Annotated in this window: 17 protein-coding genes and 1 tRNA gene; all 18 read right to left on the bottom strand. The window is 63.2% G+C overall.

Annotated elements, in window-relative coordinates; genetic code table 11:
* Positions 1-7: 7 nt before the first annotated feature.
* Positions 8-307, bottom strand: coding sequence for a 50S ribosomal protein L23 (rplW, locus tag EZ304_RS13485; protein ID WP_004145338.1), 300 nt, complete (start codon positions 305-307; stop codon positions 8-10).
* Positions 304-909, bottom strand: a complete 606-nt coding sequence (rplD, locus tag EZ304_RS13480) for a 50S ribosomal protein L4 (RefSeq protein WP_004145337.1) — start codon at positions 907-909, stop codon at positions 304-306. The genes rplW and rplD overlap by 4 nt, the downstream gene beginning before the upstream one ends.
* 12 nt (positions 910-921) lie before the next feature.
* Entirely contained in the window at positions 922-1,572 is a 651-nt protein-coding gene (rplC, locus tag EZ304_RS13475) for a 50S ribosomal protein L3 (RefSeq protein ID WP_004145336.1), read from the bottom strand.
* Positions 1,573-1,583: 11 nt separating this feature from the next.
* A complete protein-coding gene (gene rpsJ, locus EZ304_RS13470; protein ID WP_005408208.1) occupies positions 1,584-1,895 on the bottom strand; it encodes a 30S ribosomal protein S10 in 312 nt (103 codons plus the stop codon).
* A gap of 332 nt (positions 1,896-2,227) precedes the next feature.
* Complete coding sequence (gene tuf / locus EZ304_RS13465) at positions 2,228-3,418, bottom strand: elongation factor Tu (RefSeq protein ID WP_004154360.1); 1,191 nt, start codon at positions 3,416-3,418, stop codon at positions 2,228-2,230.
* A 52-nt stretch (positions 3,419-3,470) separates the two neighbouring features.
* A complete protein-coding gene (gene fusA, locus EZ304_RS13460; protein WP_049435135.1) occupies positions 3,471-5,612 on the bottom strand; it encodes an elongation factor G in 2,142 nt (713 codons plus the stop codon).
* 141 nt (positions 5,613-5,753) lie between these two features.
* On the bottom strand, positions 5,754-6,227 hold the full coding sequence (rpsG, locus tag EZ304_RS13455) for a 30S ribosomal protein S7 (RefSeq protein ID WP_004145321.1): 474 nt from the start codon (positions 6,225-6,227) through the stop codon (positions 5,754-5,756).
* Positions 6,228-6,239: 12 nt separating this feature from the next.
* The gene (rpsL, locus tag EZ304_RS13450) at positions 6,240-6,614 is read right to left on the bottom strand and encodes a 30S ribosomal protein S12 (RefSeq protein WP_004145320.1); all 375 of its coding nucleotides are present in this window, start codon (positions 6,612-6,614) and stop codon (positions 6,240-6,242) included.
* 282 nt (positions 6,615-6,896) lie between these two features.
* On the bottom strand, positions 6,897-11,120 hold the full coding sequence (gene rpoC, locus EZ304_RS13445) for a DNA-directed RNA polymerase subunit beta' (protein WP_099551231.1): 4,224 nt from the start codon (positions 11,118-11,120) through the stop codon (positions 6,897-6,899).
* Positions 11,121-11,209: 89 nt separating this feature from the next.
* Entirely contained in the window at positions 11,210-15,364 is a 4,155-nt protein-coding gene (gene rpoB / locus EZ304_RS13440) for a DNA-directed RNA polymerase subunit beta (RefSeq protein ID WP_142807313.1), read from the bottom strand.
* 356 nt (positions 15,365-15,720) lie between these two features.
* On the bottom strand, positions 15,721-16,089 hold the full coding sequence (rplL, locus tag EZ304_RS13435) for a 50S ribosomal protein L7/L12 (RefSeq protein WP_099551233.1): 369 nt from the start codon (positions 16,087-16,089) through the stop codon (positions 15,721-15,723).
* Positions 16,090-16,152: 63 nt separating this feature from the next.
* Positions 16,153-16,689 (bottom strand): 50S ribosomal protein L10, encoded by a 537-nt coding sequence (gene rplJ, locus EZ304_RS13430; protein WP_005408203.1) that lies wholly within the window; start codon positions 16,687-16,689, stop codon positions 16,153-16,155.
* A 387-nt stretch (positions 16,690-17,076) separates the two neighbouring features.
* Entirely contained in the window at positions 17,077-17,775 is a 699-nt protein-coding gene (gene rplA, locus EZ304_RS13420; RefSeq protein WP_142807312.1) for a 50S ribosomal protein L1, read from the bottom strand.
* Positions 17,776-17,779: 4 nt separating this feature from the next.
* Positions 17,780-18,208 (bottom strand): 50S ribosomal protein L11, encoded by a 429-nt coding sequence (gene rplK / locus EZ304_RS13415; RefSeq protein WP_004145248.1) that lies wholly within the window; start codon positions 18,206-18,208, stop codon positions 17,780-17,782.
* 298 nt (positions 18,209-18,506) lie between these two features.
* Positions 18,507-19,067: a transcription termination/antitermination protein NusG gene (gene nusG / locus EZ304_RS13410; RefSeq protein ID WP_004154362.1), complete on the bottom strand. Its 561-nt coding sequence runs from the start codon at positions 19,065-19,067 to the stop codon at positions 18,507-18,509.
* Positions 19,068-19,077: 10 nt separating this feature from the next.
* Positions 19,078-19,491: a preprotein translocase subunit SecE gene (secE, locus tag EZ304_RS13405; protein ID WP_005408202.1), complete on the bottom strand. Its 414-nt coding sequence runs from the start codon at positions 19,489-19,491 to the stop codon at positions 19,078-19,080.
* A 49-nt stretch (positions 19,492-19,540) separates the two neighbouring features.
* Positions 19,541-19,616 (bottom strand) — tRNA-Trp (locus EZ304_RS13400).
* Between the two features lie 103 nt (positions 19,617-19,719).
* A complete protein-coding gene (gene tuf / locus EZ304_RS13395) occupies positions 19,720-20,910 on the bottom strand; it encodes an elongation factor Tu (protein ID WP_004154360.1) in 1,191 nt (396 codons plus the stop codon).
* Between the last annotated feature and the right edge of the window lie 28 nt (positions 20,911-20,938).

Raw genomic sequence — 20,938 nt, 5'->3', positions numbered from 1 at the left:
ATGTACCTCAGGCCTTGGCCGTTACATCGATCGACTGGCCATCGGCCAGGCGAACGTACGCCTTGCGCCAATCGCCGCGGCGGCCAGCACGGTTACGGAAGGACTTGTTCTTGCCCTTGACGTTGACCACGTTGACGGCTTCGACCTTGACGTCGAACAGCTGCTCAACCGCGGCCTTTACATCGGCCTTGGTGGCTTCGTTCGAAACTTCGAAGACATACTGGTTGGAGAGTTCCTGCAGGCGCGCGGTCTTTTCGGAGACACGCGGGGCACGCAGCACGCTGAAGATTTTTTCGTTGCTGTTCATGCCAGCCACTCCTCGACCTTCTTGACCGCGTCAGCGGTGATGACGACCGTGTCGGCACCCACCAGCGAGACCGGATCCAGACCCTGGACGTCACGCACCTGCACGTACGGCAGATTGCGGGCGGACAGGTACAGGTGCTCGGACGCTTCTTCGGTGACGATCAGCGGGCGCTTGCCCACTTCCAGGCCGGCCAGCTTGGCGATCAGACCCTTCGTGTTGGTCACTTCGACGTCGAAGGACTCCACGATGGTCAGACGGCCCTGACGGTTCAGCTCGGACAGGATCGCGCACATGGCGGCACGGTACTGCTTGCGATTGACCTTCTGCTCGAAGCTGCGCGGCTTGGCCGCGAAGGTGACACCGCCGCCGACGAAGATCGGAGCCGTCAGTGCGCCATGACGCGCGCCGCCGCCCTTCTGCTTCTTCGACTTCTTGGTGGTACCAGCCACTTCGGAGCGAGTCTTCTGTGCCTTGGTGCCGGCGCGACCGGCGTTGCGGTAGGCAACGACGACCTGGTGGACCAGATCTTCGCTGAAATCGCGACCGAACACGGCGTCGGAGACCGAGACCTTGTTGTTGCTACCCGTGATAACGAGTTCCATCGTCATCTCTCCTTATGCCTTGCTCGCCGGACGGACGATCACGTCGCCACCCGCCGCGCCCGGAACGGCGCCGCGAACGGCGATCAGACCGCGCTCGACGTCGACCTTGACCACTTCCAGGTTCTGCGTGCTCTGCTGCACTGCGCCCATGTGGCCCGACATCTTCTTGCCCGGGAAAACGCGACCCGGGGTCTGGCGCTGGCCCAGCGAACCCGGCGCGCGATGCGACAGCGAGTTACCGTGGGTTGCATCGCCCATACGGAAGTTGTGGCGCTTGATGGTGCCCTGGAAGCCCTTACCCTTGGTGACACCCTGGACGTCGACGATCTGGCCGACTTCGAAGATGTCCGCCTTGACTTCGCCGCCAACGGCGAAATCGCCGAGCTGCGCGTCTTCAACGCGGAATTCCCACAGGCCACGACCCGCTTCCACCTTCGCCTTGGCGAAGTGGCCGGCTTCCGGCTTGTTGACCAGGGCAGCGCGACGCGCGCCGACGGTCACCTGCACGGCGCTGTAGCCGTCGGTTTCGACGGTCTTGATCTGCGCGATGCGGTTCGGGGTTGCTTCGATCAGGGTCACCGGGATGGAGCGGCCATCTTCAGTGAACACGCGGCTCATGCCAGCCTTGCGGCCCACGAAGCCCAACGAATACTTCTTCGTCATGGTCGTAGTCCTCAGGTCAGCTTGATCTGAACGTCGACGCCGGCAGCCAGTTCGAGCTTCATCAGCGCGTCCACGGTCTTGTCATTCGGGTCAACGATATCGAGCACGCGCTTGTGCGTGCGGGTCTCGTACTGGTCACGCGCGTCCTTGTCGACGTGCGGGGAAACGAGAACGGTGTAACGCTCGATCTTGGTCGGCAGCGGGATCGGGCCACGCACTTGCGCGCCGGTCCGCTTTGCCGTTTCAACGATCTCGCTGGCCGAACGGTCGATCAGACGATGATCGAACGCTTTCAGCCGGATCCGGATCTTTTGGTCCGCCATGGCGGTAGGTTCCTTCGTTAAAAGAGCGACAGACAAAGCCTCTGGGTTGCTTTGCCCCATGAAATTCCTGAATACGGACGGCCCACAGTCCTGCAGGCCGACAAGGTCACTCCATAGACCTCAAAAACGTAGGCAGACCAGTTACCCGGCCTGCCCAGACGTAGAAGCATAATGGCACGCAAGGCAGCTGTCAACAGTCGCCTGTTGACGCCGCCTGAATGGCATTGACCCTTCCTGGTCCGGGGAACACAAGGCACATCCTGTGCCTGCTTTCCCATTTGATACGCCCCGATGCCCTACCCAGGCAACATCGGGGCGCAGATACTACCAGATTACTCGATGATCTTCGAGACCACGCCGGCGCCGACGGTACGGCCGCCTTCGCGGATGGCGAAGCGCAGGCCTTCGTCCATTGCCACCGGGTTGATCAGGGTGACGACCATCTTGACGTTGTCACCCGGCATCACCATTTCGACGCCTTCCGGCAGAGCAGCTGCGCCGGTGATGTCGGTGGTGCGGAAGTAGAACTGCGGACGGTAGCCGTTGAAGAACGGGGTGTGACGGCCGCCCTCGTCCTTCGACAGGACGTAGACTTCACCTTCGAACTTGGTGTGCGGCTTGATCGAACCCGGCTTGGCCAGGACCTGGCCACGCTCGACGTCGTCACGCTTGGTGCCGCGCAGCAGCAGGCCAGCGTTGTCGCCTGCCTGACCCTGGTCCAGCAGCTTGCGGAACATTTCAACGCCGGTCACGGTGGTCTTCTGCACCGGACGGATGCCGACGATTTCGATTTCGTCGCCAACCTTGATCACGCCGCGCTCGATACGACCGGTCACCACGGTGCCGCGGCCCGAGATCGAGAACACGTCTTCCACCGGCATCAGGAACGGCTTGTCGATCGCGCGCTCCGGCTCCGGAATCCAGCTGTCCAGGGCATCGACCAGCTTCAGGATGGCCGGCACGCCGATGTCGCTCTGGTCGCCTTCCAGCGCCAGACGGGCCGAACCGGCGATGATCGGGGTGTCGTCGCCCGGGAAGTCGTACTTGCTCAGCAGCTCGCGCACTTCCATCTCGACCAGCTCGAGCAGCTCGGCGTCGTCAACCATGTCGGCCTTGTTCAGGAACACGACGATGTACGGCACGCCGACCTGACGCGACAGCAGGATGTGCTCGCGGGTCTGCGGCATCGGACCGTCAGCGGCCGAGCACACCAGGATCGCGCCGTCCATCTGGGCGGCACCGGTGATCATGTTCTTGACGTAGTCAGCATGGCCCGGGCAATCCACGTGGGCGTAGTGACGGACCGGGGATTCGTATTCGACGTGCGCGGTCGAGATCGTGATGCCACGAGCCTTTTCTTCCGGAGCGGCGTCGATCGAGGAGTAATCCTTGAACTCGCCACCGAAGCGCTCGGCACCGATCTTGGTCAGTGCAGCGGTCAGCGTGGTCTTGCCGTGGTCGACGTGACCGATGGTGCCGACGTTGACGTGCGGCTTGGTGCGCTCGAACTTACCCTTTGCCATTGTTCTATACCTTGATTGTTCGTAAGTGGTTTCAAGAGAGGCTGAGCGAGGCTCAGCCCTTCTTCATGACGGCTTCGGCGATGTTGGTCGGAGCCGGCTCGTAGTGATCGAATTCCATGGTGAAGGTGGCGCGGCCCTGGGTCTGCGAACGCAGCGCAGTGGCGTAGCCGAACATTTCACCCAGCGGGATCATCGCGTTGATGATGCTGGCCGAACCGTCACCGGTGGTGTCGGAACCCTGCAGCACGCCGCGACGACGGCTGACGTCGCCCATCACGTCACCCTGGTAATCCTCCGGGGTCACGATCTCGACCTTCATGATCGGCTCCAGCAGCACCGGCTTGGCCTTGGCGAAGCCCTGCTTGAAGGCCATCGACGAAGCCAGCTTGAACGCCATTTCCGAGGAGTCGACGTCGTGGTACGAACCGAACACCAGCTTCACCTTGACGTCCACGACCGGGAAGCCAGCCAGCGGACCGCTGGTGATGGTTTCGCGCAGGCCCTTTTCAACCGACGGAATGAATTCCTTCGGGATCACGCCGCCGGTGATGTCGTTGATGAACAGGAAGTCGTCCTTGATGGCCGGAGCCAGCTTCGGATCGGCACGGTCGGCAGCGGTGATCGGCGACAGTTCGATCACGACGTGACCGTACTGACCCTTACCACCGGACTGCTTGGCGTGCTTGTAGTCCGACTTGACGTCGGCCAGGGTGATGGTTTCGCGGTAGGCCACCTGCGGCGCGCCGACGTTGGCTTCAACGTTGAACTCGCGCTTCAGGCGGTCGACGATGATGTCCAGGTGCAGCTCGCCCATGCCCGAGATGATGGTCTGGCCGGATTCTTCGTCGGTCTTGACGCGGAACGACGGATCTTCCTGCGCCAGACGGCCCAGGGCCAGGCCCATCTTTTCCTGGTCCGACTTGGTCTTCGGCTCGACGGCCATCGAGATCACCGGTTCCGGGAACGTCATGCGCTCCAGGATGATCGGGGCGTCCACGGCGCACAGGGTGTCACCGGTGGTGGTGTCCTTCAGGCCCACGGCAGCGGCGATGTCACCGGCCAGAACTTCCTTGATTTCCTCGCGGTTGTTCGAGTGCATCTGCAGGATGCGGCCGATGCGCTCCTTCTTGCCCTTCACCGAGTTCAGCACGGTGTCGCCACCGTTCAGGGTGCCCGAGTAGACACGGAAGAAGGTCAGCGCGCCGACGAACGGGTCGGTGATGATCTTGAAGGCCAGCGACGAGAACGGAGCCTTGTCGTCCGACTTGCGGGTCATTTCGACGGTATCGTCGTCAACGTCCACGCCCTTCACGTCCGGCACGTCGACCGGCGACGGCAGCAGCTGGATCACGCCGTCCAGCATGGCCTGCACGCCCTTGTTCTTGAAGGCCGAGCCGCAGTACATCGGCACGATCTCGGTGGCCAGGGTGCGGGTACGCAGCGCGTTGATGATTTCAGCCTCGGCCAACTCTTCGCCGCCCAAGTACTTTTCCATCAGCTCTTCGCTGGCTTCGGCAGCGGTCTCGACCATGAACTGGCGAGCCTCTTCAGCCGGGCCCTGCAGGTCGGCCGGGATTTCACCGTATTCGAACTTCATGCCCTGCGAAGCCTCATCCCAATGGATGGCCTTCATCTTCAGCAGGTCGACAACGCCCTTGAAGTTGTCTTCAGCGCCGATCGGCAGCTGCATCGGCACGGCAACCGCGCCCAGCTTGGCCTTCAGCTGGCCGACGACCTTCTGGAAGTTGGCACCAGTGCGGTCCATCTTGTTGACGAACGCGATGCGCGGCACGTGGTACTTGTTGGCCTGGCGCCACACGGTTTCCGACTGCGGCTGCACGCCACCGACGGCGCACAGGACGAAGACGGCACCGTCGAGCACGCGCAGCGAGCGCTCCACTTCGATGGTGAAGTCGACGTGCCCGGGGGTGTCGATGATGTTGAAGCGGTGCTCCGGCAGGGACTTGTCCATGCCCTTCCAGAACGCGGTGGTGGCAGCGGACTGGATCGTGATGCCACGCTCCTGCTCCTGCTCCATCCAGTCCATGGTGGCGGCGCCGTCATGCACTTCACCGATCTTGTGGCTCTTGCCGGTGTAGAACAGGATGCGCTCGGACGTGGTGGTCTTGCCGGCATCGATGTGAGCCATGATGCCGAAGTTACGGTAACGCTCGATGGGAGTGGAACGGGCCACGGGAGCCTCTCAGATTTCTTGGATTTCGGATGGCCGAACGCCGCCTTTCGGCGGCCTTCGGATTGGCGCAGTCCTTCTGGGACCGCGAGGCAGCACGCACCGAAGTGGTGCTGCCCTGCCTGTTTTACAAGGCCGTCAAACTCACCAGCGGTAGTGGGCGAATGCCTTGTTGGCTTCGGCCATGCGGTGGGTTTCTTCGCGCTTCTTGATGGCGCCGCCACGGTTTTCCGAGGCGTCGATCAGTTCAGCAGCCAGCTTCTTCGGCATGGTGTTCTCACCACGCTTGCGCGCGGAGTCGATCAGCCAGCGCATGGCCAGAGCCATCTTGCGCGACGAACGCACTTCGACCGGCACCTGGTAGGTGGCACCACCGACGCGGCGCGACTTGACTTCGACCGCCGGAGCGACGTTGTCCAGAGCCTTCTGCACCAGCTCAATGGCGTTGGCGCTGCTGTTCTTCTCGGTGATCACGTCCATGGCGCCGTACACGATCTTTTCGGCGACGGACTTCTTGCCGCTCTGCATGACCATGTTGATGAAGCGGGCGATGGTTTCGCTTCCGTGCTTCGGATCGGGCAGGACGGAACGCTGCGGAGTATTACCCTTACGCGACATAGTGCTCTCTCCTTATGCCTTCGGACGCTTGGCGCCGTACTTGGAACGGGCCTGGCGACGCTTGGCAACGCCGGCGGCGTCGAGCGAGCCACGAACGGTGTGGTAACGCACACCCGGCAGGTCCTTGACGCGACCGCCGCGGATCAGGACCACGGAGTGCTCCTGCAGGTTGTGGCCTTCACCACCGATGTAGGAAATCACTTCTTCCTGGTTGGTCAGGCGGACCTTGGCAACCTTGCGCAGAGCCGAGTTCGGCTTCTTCGGAGTGGTGGTGTAGACACGGGTGCAGACGCCACGGCGCTGCGGGCACTTGTCGAGCGCCGGCGAGGCACTCTTGTAGGTGGTCGCTTGCCGCGGCTTGCGGACCAGCTGGTTGATCGTCGCCATCAGTAGGTTCTTCTGATTGGTGGCCGGAAAATCCGACCAGAGATGCGGAAATGTTAAAGCAGGCCAAAATTCTGGCCTGCTGAGACAGACGATTGTAGCAACCTGCCAGGAAAGCAGTCAAACGCCTCCTGTCAAGCCCGTTCCTGATCCTGGAACGTTACTGGGGGGCCTCCATGTACCCCGTTCAGGTTGGCGGGGAGGATCGCGGACGATCCCCCTGCCCTTTCCCTACCCGTCGATGAACCGACGGGATGGTCCGGCCTTGCGGCCGGACCGGATAACTCATTCTTCGCCAGACACCTGTTCAGCTTCAGCTTCAACGGCCGGAGCCTCGACTGCAGCCGGGGTGCCGGCCAGGGTCTGCATTTCCGACTCGGTGAGACCGGAAGCGCCGCGACGGCGGTTGCTGTGGTACGCCAGGCCGGTACCGGCCGGAATCAGGCGACCCACGATGACGTTTTCCTTCAGGCCACGCAGGTTGTCCGAGGTGCCGCGGACGGCCGCTTCGGTCAGCACGCGGGTGGTTTCCTGGAACGACGCGGCCGAGATGAACGATTCGGTCGCCAGCGAGGCCTTGGTGATACCCAGCAGGACCGGATCGAAGTGCGCCGGCAGCTCGTTGCGGGTCGACAGGCGCGCATTCTCCTCGATAACGCGCTGACGCTCCACCTGTTCACCGTTCAGGAACTTGCTGCTGCCCTGGTCGGTGATCTCGACCTTGCGCAGCATCTGGCGGGTGATCACCTCGATGTGCTTGTCGTTGATCTTCACGCCCTGCAGGCGGTACACGTCCTGGATTTCCTTCACCAGGTAGGCAGCCAGCGGTTCGACACCCAGCAGGCGCAGGATGTCCTGCGGGCTCGGTTCGCCGTCCACGATGGTTTCACCCTTGGTGACATGCTCGCCTTCGAACACGATGACCTGGCGGTACTTCGGAATCAGCTCTTCGTGCTCCGAACCATCGGTGTCCTTGATGATCAGGCGCTGCTTGCCCTTGGTGTCCTTGCCGAAGCTGATGATGCCCGAACGCTCGGCCAGCACCGCCGGATCCTTCGGCTTGCGCGCTTCGAACAGGTCGGCCACGCGCGGCAGACCACCGGTGATGTCGCGGGTCTTCGACGCTTCCTGCGGGATCTTGGCGACCACGTCACCCACGCCGACGGCAGCGCCGTCCTGCAGGTTGACGATCGAACGCGGCGGCAGCAGGTACTGCGCCGGCAGATCGGTGCCCGGGATCGACAGGTCGTTGCCCTTGGCGTCGACGATGCGCACGATCGGGCGCAGATCCTTGGCCTGGGTACCACGACGCTTCGGATCGGTGATTTCGCGCGAAGCGAGGCCGGTCAGCTCGTCGGTCTTCTCGATGACGGTGATGCCGTCGACGAAGTCGATGAAGCGGATGAAGCCGGCCACTTCCGACACGATCGGGTGGTTATGCGGATCCCAGTTGGCCACGGTCTGGCCAGCCTTGATCGCATCACCGTCCTTGGACGTGATGGTCGCACCGTACGGCAGCTTGTAACGCTCACGCTCACGGCCGTGGGCATCGAGCACCGAGATTTCGCCCGAGCGCGACACTGCCACCAGCGAGCCGTTGGCATGCTCGACCGACTTGAGGTTGCTGAACTTCACCGAGCCGGTGGTCTTGACGGTGATGTTGTCGACCGCAGCGGCTCGCGACGCCGCACCACCGATGTGGAACGTACGCATGGTCAGCTGGGTACCCGGCTCACCGATGGACTGGGCGGCGATGACGCCGACCGCTTCACCGATGTTGACCAGGTGGCCACGGGCCAGATCGCGGCCGTAGCAGCGCGAGCAGACGCCGAAGGCCGATTCGCAGGAGATGGTCGAGCGGACCTTGATGGTCTGCACGCCGGCATCTTCCAGCTTGGCGACCCAGGCTTCGTCCAGCAGGGTGTTGCGGGTGACGATCGGATCTTCGTCGTTGCCCGGCAGGAACACGTCCTCGGCAACCACGCGACCCAGCACGCGGTCCTTCAGCGGCTCGACCACGTCGCCGCCTTCCACGATCGGGGTCATGATCAGGCCTTCGGTGGTACCGCAATCCACCTCGGTGATCACCACGTCCTGCGCGACGTCGACCAGACGACGGGTCAGGTAACCCGAGTTCGCGGTCTTCAGCGCGGTATCGGCCAGACCCTTACGGGCACCGTGGGTGGAGTTGAAGTACTCCTGCACGTTCAGGCCTTCGCGGAAGTTCGCCTTGATGGGCGTCTCGATGATCGAGCCGTCCGGACGCGCCATCAGGCCACGCATGCCGGCCAGCTGACGGATCTGCGCCTGCGAACCACGCGCACCGGAGTCGGCCATGATGTACAGCGAGTTCATCGACTTCTGGTCGATGGTCTCACCCTTGGCATTGACCACCTTCTCGGTACCGATGGTGTCCATCATCGCCTTGGCGATGCGCTCGTTGGTGCGCGACCAGATGTCGACCACCTTGTTGTAGCGCTCGCCGGCGGTGACCAGACCCGACTGGTACTGCTCCTGGATTTCCAGCACTTCGGCTTCGGCCTCGGTGAGGATGCCCTTCTTCTCGTCCGGGATCAGCATGTCGTCGATGCCGATCGAGACGCCGGCGCGGGTCGCGTAGGCGAAGCCGGTGTACATCAGCTTGTCGGCGAACACGACCGTGTCCTTCAGACCCAGCTGGCGGTAGCTGGAGTTGATCAGGCGGCTGATGTTCTTCTTGGTCAGCTCGGTGTTGGCCAGCGCGAACGGCAGGCCTTCCGGCAGGATTTCAGCCAGCAGGGCGCGACCGATCGTGGTGTCCACGATCGAGGTCTTGTTCTGCTTGATGCCGTCCTCGTCGGTCACCACCTCGGTGATGCGGACCTTGACGCGCGCGTGCAGTTCCACCACGCGGTTGTCGTAGGCGCGCTTGACTTCCGCGATGTTGGCAAAGGCCATGCCCTCGCCCTTCTTGTTTTCCAGCGAGCGGGTCATGTAGTACAGACCCAGCACGACGTCCTGCGACGGCACGATGATCGGCTCGCCGTTGGCCGGCGACAGGATGTTGTTGGTCGACATCATCAGCGCACGCGCTTCCAGCTGGGCTTCCAGCGAGAGCGGCACGTGGACGGCCATCTGGTCACCGTCGAAGTCGGCGTTGAACGCGGTGCAGACCAGCGGGTGCAGCTGGATGGCCTTGCCTTCGATCAGCACCGGCTCGAACGCCTGGATACCCAGGCGGTGCAGGGTCGGCGCACGGTTCAGCATCACCGGATGCTCGCGGATGACCTCTTCCAGGATGTCCCAGACTTCGGCTTCTTCGCGCTCGACCAGCTTCTTGGCGGCCTTGATGGTGGTGGCCAGGCCACGACGCTGCAGCTTGGCGAAGACGAACGGCTTGAACAGCTCAAGCGCCATCTTCTTCGGCAGGCCGCACTGGTGCAGGCGCAGGTACGGACCGACCACGATGACCGAACGGCCCGAGTAGTCGACGCGCTTGCCCAGCAGGTTCTGGCGGAAGCGACCCTGCTTGCCCTTGATCATGTCGGCCAGCGACTTCAGCGGGCGCTTGTTGGTGCCGGTGATGGCACGGCCACGACGGCCGTTGTCCAGCAGCGCATCGACCGATTCCTGCAGCATGCGCTTTTCATTGCGCACGATGATGTCCGGCGCGCTCAGTTCGAGCAGGCGGCGCAGGCGGTTGTTACGGTTGATGACGCGGCGGTACAGGTCGTTCAGGTCGGAGGTCGCGAAGCGGCCGCCATCCAGCGGGACCAGCGGACGCAGGTCCGGCGGCAGCACCGGCAGCACGGTCATGACCATCCATTCCGGACGGTTGCCCGATTCCAGGAAGGCTTCGATCAGCTTGATGCGCTTGGTGAGGCGCTTGAGCTTGGTTTCCGAACCGGTAGCGGCAATTTCCTCGCGCAGGCGGGTCATTTCCGACTGCAGGTCGATCGTGCGCAGCAGTTCGTACACGGCCTCGGCGCCCATGGCGGCGTCGAAGTCGTCACCGTGCTCCTGGCGGGCCTGCAGGTACTGTTCTTCGGTCAGCAGCTGGCGGCGCTCCAGGGCGGTCAGGCCCGGCTCGGTCACCACGTAGGCTTCGAAGTACAGCACGCGCTCGATGTCGCGCAGGGTCATGTCCAGCATCAGGCCGATGCGCGACGGCAGCGACTTCAGGAACCAGATGTGCGCGACCGGCGAGGCCAGGTCGATGTGGCCCATGCGCTCACGACGCACCTTGGCCAGGGTCACTTCGGTGCCGCACTTCTCGCAGACCACGCCGCGGTGCTTCATGCGCTTGTACTTGCCGCACAGGCACTCGTAGTCCTTCACCGGGCCGAAGATGGCGGCGCAGAACAGGCCGTCGCGTTCCGGCTTGAAGGTACGGTAATTGATGGTTTCCGGCTTCTTCACTTCGCCGAAGGACCACGAACGGATCAGGTCCGGCGAGGCCAGCGCGATCTTGATCGCGTCGAAGTCCAGCGTCTGGCGCTGCTGGTTGAAGAGGTTGAGCAGGTCTTTCATGGTGTTCTCCAGAAGGAGGAATGCTGTGTCGATGGGCTTTCAGTTGACTGCCAGCGGCGCGGCGGCGTTGACCGCCGCGCCGGCATGGATCAGTTGTCTTCCAGTTCCATGTTGATGGCCAGCGAGCGGATTTCCTTCACGAGCACGTTGAAGGATTCCGGCATGCCCGCGACCATCTCGTGCTCACCGTCGACGATGTTCTTGTACATCTGGTTGCGGCCCTGCACGTCATCGGACTTCACCGTCAGCATTTCCTGCAGGGTGTAGGCCGCGCCGTAGGCTTCCAGCGCCCAGACTTCCATTTCACCGAAGCGCTGGCCGCCGAACTGCGCCTTGCCGCCCAGCGGCTGCTGGGTGACGAGCGAGTACGGACCGGTCGAACGGGCGTGCATCTTGTCGTCGACCAGGTGGTTCAGCTTCAGGTAGTGCATGTAACCGACGGTGGTGTGGCGATCGAACGCTTCACCGGTGCGGCCGTCATACAGCTGGGTCTGGCCACTGCTCGGCAGGTCGGCCAGTTCCAGCATGCGCTTGATTTCCGCTTCGGTGGCGCCGTCGAACACCGGGGTGGCCATCGGCACGCCGTCGGTGAGGTTACGGGCCAGACGCAGCAGTTCCTCGTCGCTGAACTGCGACAGGTCGACACGGTTGGCCACGTTGGTGTCGTCGTGGTTGTAGATGTCGTCCAGGAACTTGCGCAGGTCGGCAACCGCCGCCTGGGCTTCCATCATCGCCTGGATCTTGCGGCCCAGGCCCTTTGCGGCCCAGCCCAGGTGCACTTCCAGGATCTGGCCGATGTTCATACGCGACGGCACGCCCAGCGGGTTCAGCACGATGTCCACGGTTTCACCCGAGGCCATGTACGGCATGTCCTCGACCGGCACCACGTTGGAGACCACACCCTTGTTGCCGTGGCGGCCTGCCATCTTGTCACCCGGCTGGATGCGGCGCTTCACGGCCAGGAACACCTTGACCATCTTCAGCACGCCCGGGGCGAGGTCGTCACCGGCGGTGATCTTGCCGCGCTTGTCGGCGAAGCGACGCTCGAATTCCTTCTCGTGCGCCTGGATCTGCTTCTGCGCGCGCTCGATGGCTTCCGAAGCGTCCTCGTCCTTCATGCGCAGGGCGAACCAGTCAGCCTTCTTCAGGCCGTCCAGGAAGGCGTCGCTGATCACGTCACCCTTCTTCAGGCCAGCGCCACCGTTGACCACCTTGCCCACGATCTGCGAACGCAGACGCATGTAGATGGCGGCTTCCAGGATGCGGAACTGGTCGTCGAAGTCCTTCTTGACGCGCTTGATTTCAGACTCTTCGATCTGGCGGGCGCGCTTGTCCTTCTCGATGCCGTCGCGGGTGAAGACCTGCACGTCGATGACGGTGCCGTCCATGCCCGGCGGAACGCGCAGCGAGCTGTCCTTAACGTCCGAAGCCTTCTCGCCGAAGATCGCGCGCAGCAGCTTCTCTTCCGGGGTCAGCTGGCTTTCGCCCTTCGGCGTGACCTTGCCGACCATGATGTCGCCGGCGCGGACTTCGGCACCGATGTACACCACGCCGCTCTCGTCCAGGCGGTTCAGCGCCTGCTCGGAGACGTTCGGGATGTCGGCGGAGATTTCCTCCGGCCCCAGCTTGGTGTCACGTGCAACGCAGGTCAGCTCTTCGATGTGGATCGTGGTGTAACGATCCTCTTCCACCACGCGCTCGGAGAGCAGGATGGAGTCTTCGAAGTTGTAGCCGTTCCACGGCATGAACGCGATCAGCATGTTCTGGCCCAGGGCCAGTTCGCCGATGTCGGTGGACGGACCGTCGGCCAGCACGTCGCCGCGGGCGATGACGTCACCCACCTGGACCAGCGGACGCTGGTTGATGCAGGTGTTCTGGTTCGAACGGGTGTACTTGACCAGGTTGTAGATGTCCACGCCTGCGTCGGTGGCGCCAACGATCTCTTCCTCGTTGACCTTGACCACGATGCGGGCGGCGTCGATCTGCACGATCTCGCCACCACGACGGGCATTCACGGTCACGCCGGAGTCACGCGCCACGGCGCGCTCGATGCCGGTACCGACCAGCGGCTTCTGCGCACGCAGGGTCGGCACGGCCTGACGCTGCATGTTGGCGCCCATCAGTGCACGGTTCGCGTCATCGTGCTCCAGGAACGGAACCAGCGCGGCCGCGATCGACACGGTCTGCATCGGCGAGACGTCCATGAAGTGGACTTCCGCCGGCGGCTTCAGCAGCGATTCGCCCTGGAAGCGGCACGGAACGAACTGCTCGGTCAGCACGCTGTCGGCATTGGTCAGGGCGTTGGCCTGCGCAATGACGTACTCGTTTTCTTCGATGGCCGACAGGAACTCGACTTCGTCATAGACCTTGCCGTCCACGACCTTGCGGTACGGGGTCTCGAGGAAACCGTACTGGTTGGTGCGGGCGTACACGGCCAGCGAGTTGATCAGGCCGATGTTCGGGCCTTCCGGGGTTTCGATGGTGCAGACGCGGCCGTAATGGGTCGGGTGCACGTCGCGCACTTCGAAGCCGGCGCGCTCACGGGTCAGACCGCCCGGGCCCAGGGCCGAGACGCGACGCTTGTGGGTCACTTCCGACAGCGGGTTGTTCTGGTCCATGAACTGCGACAGCTGCGAGGAGCCAAAGAACTCCTTGATGGCAGCGGCGACCGGCTTGGCGTTGATCAGCTCCTGCGGGGTCAGGCCTTCCGACTCGGCCATCGACAGGCGCTCCTTGACCGCGCGCTCGACGCGGACCAGGCCCACGCGGAACACGTTCTCGGCCATTTCACCGACCGAGCGCACGCGACGGTTGCCCAGGTGGTCGATATCGTCGACCACGCCGCGACCGTTGCGGATCTCGGTCAGGACCTTGATCACGTCCAGGATGTCGGAGCTGTCGCCATGGGCGGCGACCAGGCGCTTGGACTCTTCGTCGTTGCGCTCACCGTAGTACTTGCGGTCGTACAGCACGGCTTCGCCGGTGGTTTCCTTGCGGCCCACGCGACGGTTGAACTTCATGCGGCCGACCGCGGACAGGTCGTAGCGCTCGAAGGTGAAGAACAGGTTGTGGAACAGGTTCTGCGCAGCATCCTTGGTCGGCGGCTCGCCCGGATGCATCATGCGGTAGATCTCGACCAGGGCTTCCAGCTGGGTCTTGGTCGGATCGATGCGCAGGGTGTTGGACAGATACGGGCCACGATCCAGATCGTTCACCCACAGGGTGCCCACGGCATCCACACCGGCCTTGCGGAAGGCCTGCAGCTGCTCGTCGCTGATTTCGTCGTTGGCCTGCGCCAGCAGTTCGCCGGTCGAGGCATCGACCACGTCGTGCGACAGGATGCGGCCGACGATGTAGTCGTCCGGCACGGCCAGGGCGGCGATGCCCGAGGCTTCCAGCTGCTTGATGTGGCGCGCGGTGATGCGCTTGCCGGCTTCCACGATGACCTTGTCGCCGTCGGCGAGGTCGAAGCCCAGGGTTTCGCCACGCAGGCGCTCCGGCACCAGCTCCAGCTGGACGCCTTCATCCGGGTTGATGTGGAAGGTGTTGATCTCGAAGAACTCGGCCAGCATCTCTTCGTTGCTGTAGCCGAGCGCGCGCAGCAGGATCGACACCGGCAGCTTGCGGCGGCGGTCGATACGGGTGAACAGCGCGTCCTTCGGGTCGAACTCGAAGTCCAGCCAGGAGCCGCGGTAGGGAATGATGCGGGCGCTGTACAGCAGCTTGCCCGAGCTGTGGGTCTTGCCACGGTCGTGGTCGAAGAACACGCCCGGCGAGCGGTGCAGCTGCGAGACGATGACGCGCTCGGTGCCGTTGACGATGAAGGTGCCGTTCTCGGTCATCAGCGGGATTTCGCCCAGATAGACCTCCTGCTCCTTCACGTACTTGATGGCCTTGGTCGACGACTCACGGTCGTAGATCACCAGGCGCACGGTCACGCGCAGCGGGGCGCCGTAGCTCATGCCACGCTGGCGGCACTCACGCTCGTCGAAGACCGGCTCGCCCAGCTTGTAGCCGACGTATTCCAGGGCAGCATTGCCGCTGTAGCTGGCGATCGGGAAGACCGACTTCAGCGCAGCGTGCAGGCCGTGGTCCGTGCGCTTGGCCGGATCGACGTTTTCCTGCAGGAATTCACGATAGGAATCCACCTGGATGGCGAGCAGGAACGGCACTTCGAGAATCGAGCGCTGCTTGCCGAAATCCTTGCGGATACGCTTTTTTTCGGTGAACGAATAGGACGTCATGAGGTCTTCCACCTTGTTGTGCGGATCGTGCGCCCACGATCCGAAGGGAACTTGAAATTGTCAGTTGGAAGTCGCTGGTATTGCCGGCACCAGCACGCCTTCTCCCGCTACTTCCAACTGCCAACTCGTCTGCATCCACTCCCCCGCTGCCGCGCTCTGCGCTGGCCTGCCGGGGTCTGACCGCAGCCCGTGTTGGGCTTTTTGCTGCTTCCTGCATCCACGCATGGCGTGGATCTACCGATTACATCCACGCATAGCGTGGATCCACAACACCGCAACAACGACCAAAGGCCGGGGGCTTACGCCCCCAGCCTTGGCTGCATCGCCGTGAATCGGTGACGATGCAAGGTAACTGCTTACTTGACTTCGACAGTCGCGCCAGCAGCTTCCAGGTCCTTCTTCATCTTCTCGGCGTCTTCCTTCGAAGCGGCATCCTTCAGGACGCCACCGGCTTCGGCCAGGTCCTTCGCTTCCTTCAGGCCCAGGCCGGTGATGGCACGGACGGCCTTGATGACTTCGACCTTCTTGTCGCCGGCCGACTTCAGGGTGACGGTGAACTCGGTCTGCTCTTCAACAGCAGCGGCCGGGCCAGCGGCAGCAGCCACTGCAACCGGAGCAGCGGCGGAGACGCCGAACTTCTCTTCGATGGCCTTGACCAGCTCCATCACTTCCATCAGGGACTTCTCGGCGATGGCGTCGACGATCTGTTCGTTGGTAAGGGACATGATTAATACCTTTGGATGATTTTCTGGGTTGAGGTTCCGTCAGGAACCACGGTAAGTCGAAACTCAGGCGGTCTCGGCGGCCGGCTCGGCAGCGTCGGCGGCGACGTCGCCACCACCCTGCTTCTCGCCAACGGCCTTGATGGCGCGGGCAAACATCGTGACCGGCTCGGTCAGGACGCGGGCCAGCATGGCCAGGGCCTGGTCGCGGGTCGGCAGCGAGGCCAGCACGTCGACGTGGCTTGCCGGGAACACTTCGCCACCGATGGCGACGACCTTAGCCTTCAGCTTGTCGTTGCCCTTGGCGGCTTCCTTGATCAGGCGACCGGCAGCGCCGGGCTCCTCGAGCGAGAACGCGTACAGCAGCGGACCAACCATCTGGTCCTGGGCGACTGCGAACTCGGTGCCTTCAACGGCGCGCGAAGCCAGGGTGTTCTTGACAACCTTCAAGAAAACACCGGTTTCACGAGCCTGCTTGCGCATCGCGGTCATCTGGGCGACCGTGGTGCCAGCGTATTCGGCTGCGATCAAGGAGTGGGCCTTGGCGGCGACGTCTGCCAGCTCGGCGACTACTTCTTGCTTCTGGGACAGATTGAGAGCCATTGCACTCCTCCTATTGAACTCCGCTTACGGCTCCTGCCGTGTGCGGTCCTGTGCGGCATCCGTCCTGGACGCCGGGAACATCGGGATGATGTTCCGGGGGGTGGGCCGTTCTAGACCTGGAGTGGGCCAACCTGGGAAACCCAGACGTGCGTGAACCAGAAAAACTCCAGAAGGGCACCATCTACGCAGGGTGATTCCGGGGAATCGATTAAGCGCTCATGACTGCTCCGGCGGCGACTCCTTGCCAGATCGAGCTTCCGTGCCCGTCGCCGGTAGTGCCACGACCGCGCCTGCGGTCTTTGACGGCTACCGCGGGCGATGCACTGCCAGCGATGCCTTCAAATGTCACGGTCACGGCACCGAAGGTACCGTGACCGCTTGAAACAATTACTTCAGGGTCAGCGACGACTGGTCGACGGTGACGCCCGGGCCCATCGTCGAGCTGACCGAAACCTTCTGCAGGTAGGTGCCCTTCGAGGTGGCCGGCTTGGCCTTGATCAGGTCCAGCAGCAGCGCGGTCAGGTTCGACTTCAGCGCGTCTTCGGCGAAGTCGGCCTTGCCGATGGTGCAGTGGATGATGCCGGCCTTGTCGGTGCGGTAACGGACCTGACCCGACTTGGCGTTCTTCACGGCTTCACCCGGGTTCGGGGAAACGGTGCCGACCTTCGGGTTCGGCATCAGGCCGCGCGGGCCCAGCACGGTACCCAGCTTACCGACGACGCGCATGGCGTCCGGGGTCGCGATGACGACGTCGTAGTTCAGATCGCCGGCCTGCATCTTCTCGGCCAGATCATCCATACCGACGGCTTCGGCGCCAGCGGCCAGGGCTTCGTCAGCCTTGGCACCGGCCGGAGCGAACACGGCGACGCGGACCGACTTGCCGGTACCGGCCGGCAGCACGGTGGAGCCACGGACCTGCTGGTCGGACTTCTTCGCATCGACGCCCAGGCGCACAGCGACGTCGATCGACTCGACGAACTTGGCCTTGGCGGCGCTCTTCAGGATGTTGATCGCGTCCTCGAAGGCGTATGCCTTGCCCGGAACGACGGCGGCCTTGATGGCCTTCTCACGCTTGGTCTGTGCCATCTTATTAACCCTCCACCACGAGGCCCATGGAACGGGCAGAGCCAGCGATGGTACGCACGGCGGCGTCCAGATCGGCGGCAGTCAGATCCGGTTCCTTCGCCTTGGCGATCTCTTCCAGCTGCTTACGGGTGACCTTGCCGACCTTCTCGGTGTTCGGGCGCTTGGAGCCCGACGAGATGCCAGCGGCCTTCTTCAGCAGGGTGGTGGCCGGGGTGCTCTTGGTGATGAAGGTGAACGTACGGTCCGAGTAGGCCGTGATGATCACCGGAACCGGCAGACCCGGCTCGAGCTTCTGCGTGGCAGCGTTGAACGCCTTGCAGAATTCCATGATGTTCAGGCCGCGCTGACCCAGCGCAGGACCGACCGGCGGCGAGGGGTTGGCCTGACCGGCCTTCACCTGCAGCTTGATGTAACCGACAACTTTCTTTGCCATGAGTATGCTCTCCGGGTGCTAGCGCCTTTCGACAACAGGCTCCCCATCGGACCGGGAATCACGCGTCCCGGCATCGCGTTTTGAAATCATGCTGAAGGCCACCTTGCGGCGGCCTCGTCCTGCTGGCTTCCCAGCGGGGAGCCGCGCACTATATCAGGTTTTTTCTTCACATGCCTGAAGCGGCACGTAAACGGAAGAAACCGGGCAAGGCCCGGCTCCCTTTGCAGCGTCGAGCCTTGCTCGACTACCACACCATCCAGCCCCCGGAGTCGAGCATAGCTCGACTCTACAGGACAGGTCAGACGGCCTTTTCGACCTGGCCGAACTCGAGCTCGACCGGGGTGGCACGACCGAAGATCAGCACCGAGACGCGCAGACGGCTCTTCTCGTAGTTGACTTCTTCGACGACGCCATTGAAATCGTTGAACGGGCCGTCGGTGACACGGACCATCTGGCCCGGCTCGAACAGCACCTTCGGACGCGGCTTCTCGACACCTTCCTGAACGCGATTCAGGATGGCCTCGGCCTCGGAATCGGCGATCGGCAGCGGGCGGTCGGCAGTACCGCCGATGAAGCCCATCACGCGCGGGGTTTCCTTGACCAGGTGCCAGCTTTCGTTATCGATGCGCGGAATACCGGCTTCTTCGTGGGTCTCGATCTGGACCAGCACATAGCCCGGGAAGAACTTGCGCTCGGAACGGCGCTTCTGGCCAGCGCGCATCTCGACCACTTCTTCGGTCGGGACCAGGACATCGCCGAAGCGCTCTTCCATGCCGTCACGGACGATGCGATCGCGCAGAGCCTGCGCCACCGACTTCTCGAAGCCCGAATAGGCGTGAACGACGTACCAACGCTTCATGCAATTCTCCTTAGCGGCTCAGGAACAACTGAACCAGCCACTGAATGACGTAATCGAACCCACCCAGCAACAGACTGAGAATGGTCACCACCACCATCACGACCCAGGTCATGCGGATGGCTTCCTGGCGCGTCGGCCAGACCACCTTGCGCAGTTCGAAGCGCGACTCGGAGAGGAATTCGCGGGTGTCGCGCCCCTTGCCGGTCAGCATGAACACGCCGATACCGCCAACCAGACCGACCACGACCGCCAACGCACGCAGCTGACCCGCCCACGCACCCAGCTGGGTTGCGCGACCGGAGTCGGCGGAGAACCAGAACCAGACGAACAGACCGGCCAGCACCAGCAGCGATGCGGCGACATACTTGACGATATCCCCACCGTTGGCGGAGTTGTCCTTGGAGTGTTCGATCTTGCTATTCATCAGGCTGTGTCTGCTTTAGCGGCCCAGGCCGCTGGATAAGGTGGGCAGATGGCACGCCAGGAGGGACTCGAACCCCCAACCTGCGGTTTTGGAGACCGCTGCTCTGCCAATTGAGCTACTGGCGTACGTTTTGAAACTTGCCTTCCCTTAGACGGCGAAGGCGGACCGAGGTTCCCGGCCCGCCATTCGCGTAACCGGCGGCGCTATGCAACCACCGGTACTGCAGGCTTACTCGATGATCTTCGAGACCACGCCGGCGCCGACGGTACGGCCACCTTCGCGGATGGCGAAGCGCAGGCCTTCGTCCATTGCCACCGGGTTGATCAGGGTGACGACCATCTTGACGTTGTCACCCGGCATCACCATTTCGACGCCTTCCGGCAGAGCAGCTGCGCCGGTGATGTCGGTGGTGCGGAAGTAGAACTGCGGACGGTAGCCGTTGAAGAACGGGGTGTGACGGCCGCCCTCGTCCTTCGACAGGACGTAGACTTCGCCCTCGAACTTGGTGTGCGGCTTGATCGAACCCGGCTTGGCCAGGACCTGGCCACGCTCGACGTCGTCACGCTTGGTGCCGCGCAGCAGCAGGCCAGCGTTGTCGCCTGCCTGACCCTGGTCCAGCAGCTTGCGGAACATTTCAACGCCGGTCACGGTGGTCTTCTGCACCGGACGGATGCCGACGATTTCGATTTCGTCGCCAACCTTGATCACGCCGCGCTCGATACGACCGGTCACCACGGTGCCGCGGCCCGAGATCGAGAACACGTCTTCCACCGGCATCAGGAACGGCTTGTCGATCGCGCGCTCCGGCTCCGGGATCCAGCTGTCCAGGGCATCGACCAGCTTCAGGATGGCCGGCACGCCGATGTCGCTCTGGTCGCCTTCCAGCGCCAGACGGGCCGAACCGGCGATGATCGGGGTGTCGTCGCCCGGGAAGTCGTACTTGCTCAGCAGCTCGCGCACTTCCATCTCGACCAGCTCGAGCAGCTCGGCGTCGTCAACCATGTCGGCCTTGTTCAGGAACACGACGATGTACGGCACGCCGACCTGGCGCGACAGCAGGATGTGCTCGCGGGTCTGCGGCATCGGGCCGTCAGCGGCCGAGCACACCAGGATCGCGCCGTCCATCTGGGCGGCACCGGTGATCATGTTCTTGACGTAGTCAGCGTGGCCCGGGCAATCCACGTGGGCGTAGTGACGGACCGGGGATTCGTATTCGACGTGCGCGGTCGAGATCGTGATGCCACGAGCCTTTTCTTCCGGCGCGGCGTCGATCGAGGAGTAGTCCTTGAACTCGCCACCGAAGCGCTCGGCACCGATCTTGGTCAGTGCGGCGGTCAGCGTGGTCTTGCCGTGGTCGACGTGACCGATGGTGCCGACGTTGACGTGCGGCTTGGTGCGCTCGAACTTACCCTTGGCCATGGCTGCTTATCTCGAATTCGTCTGAGAG

The sequence above is a fragment of the Stenotrophomonas maltophilia genome, from assembly GCF_006974125.1.
Lineage (GTDB): Bacteria > Pseudomonadota > Gammaproteobacteria > Xanthomonadales > Xanthomonadaceae > Stenotrophomonas > Stenotrophomonas maltophilia_O.
This window is presented reverse-complemented; position numbering and strand designations above follow the sequence as displayed.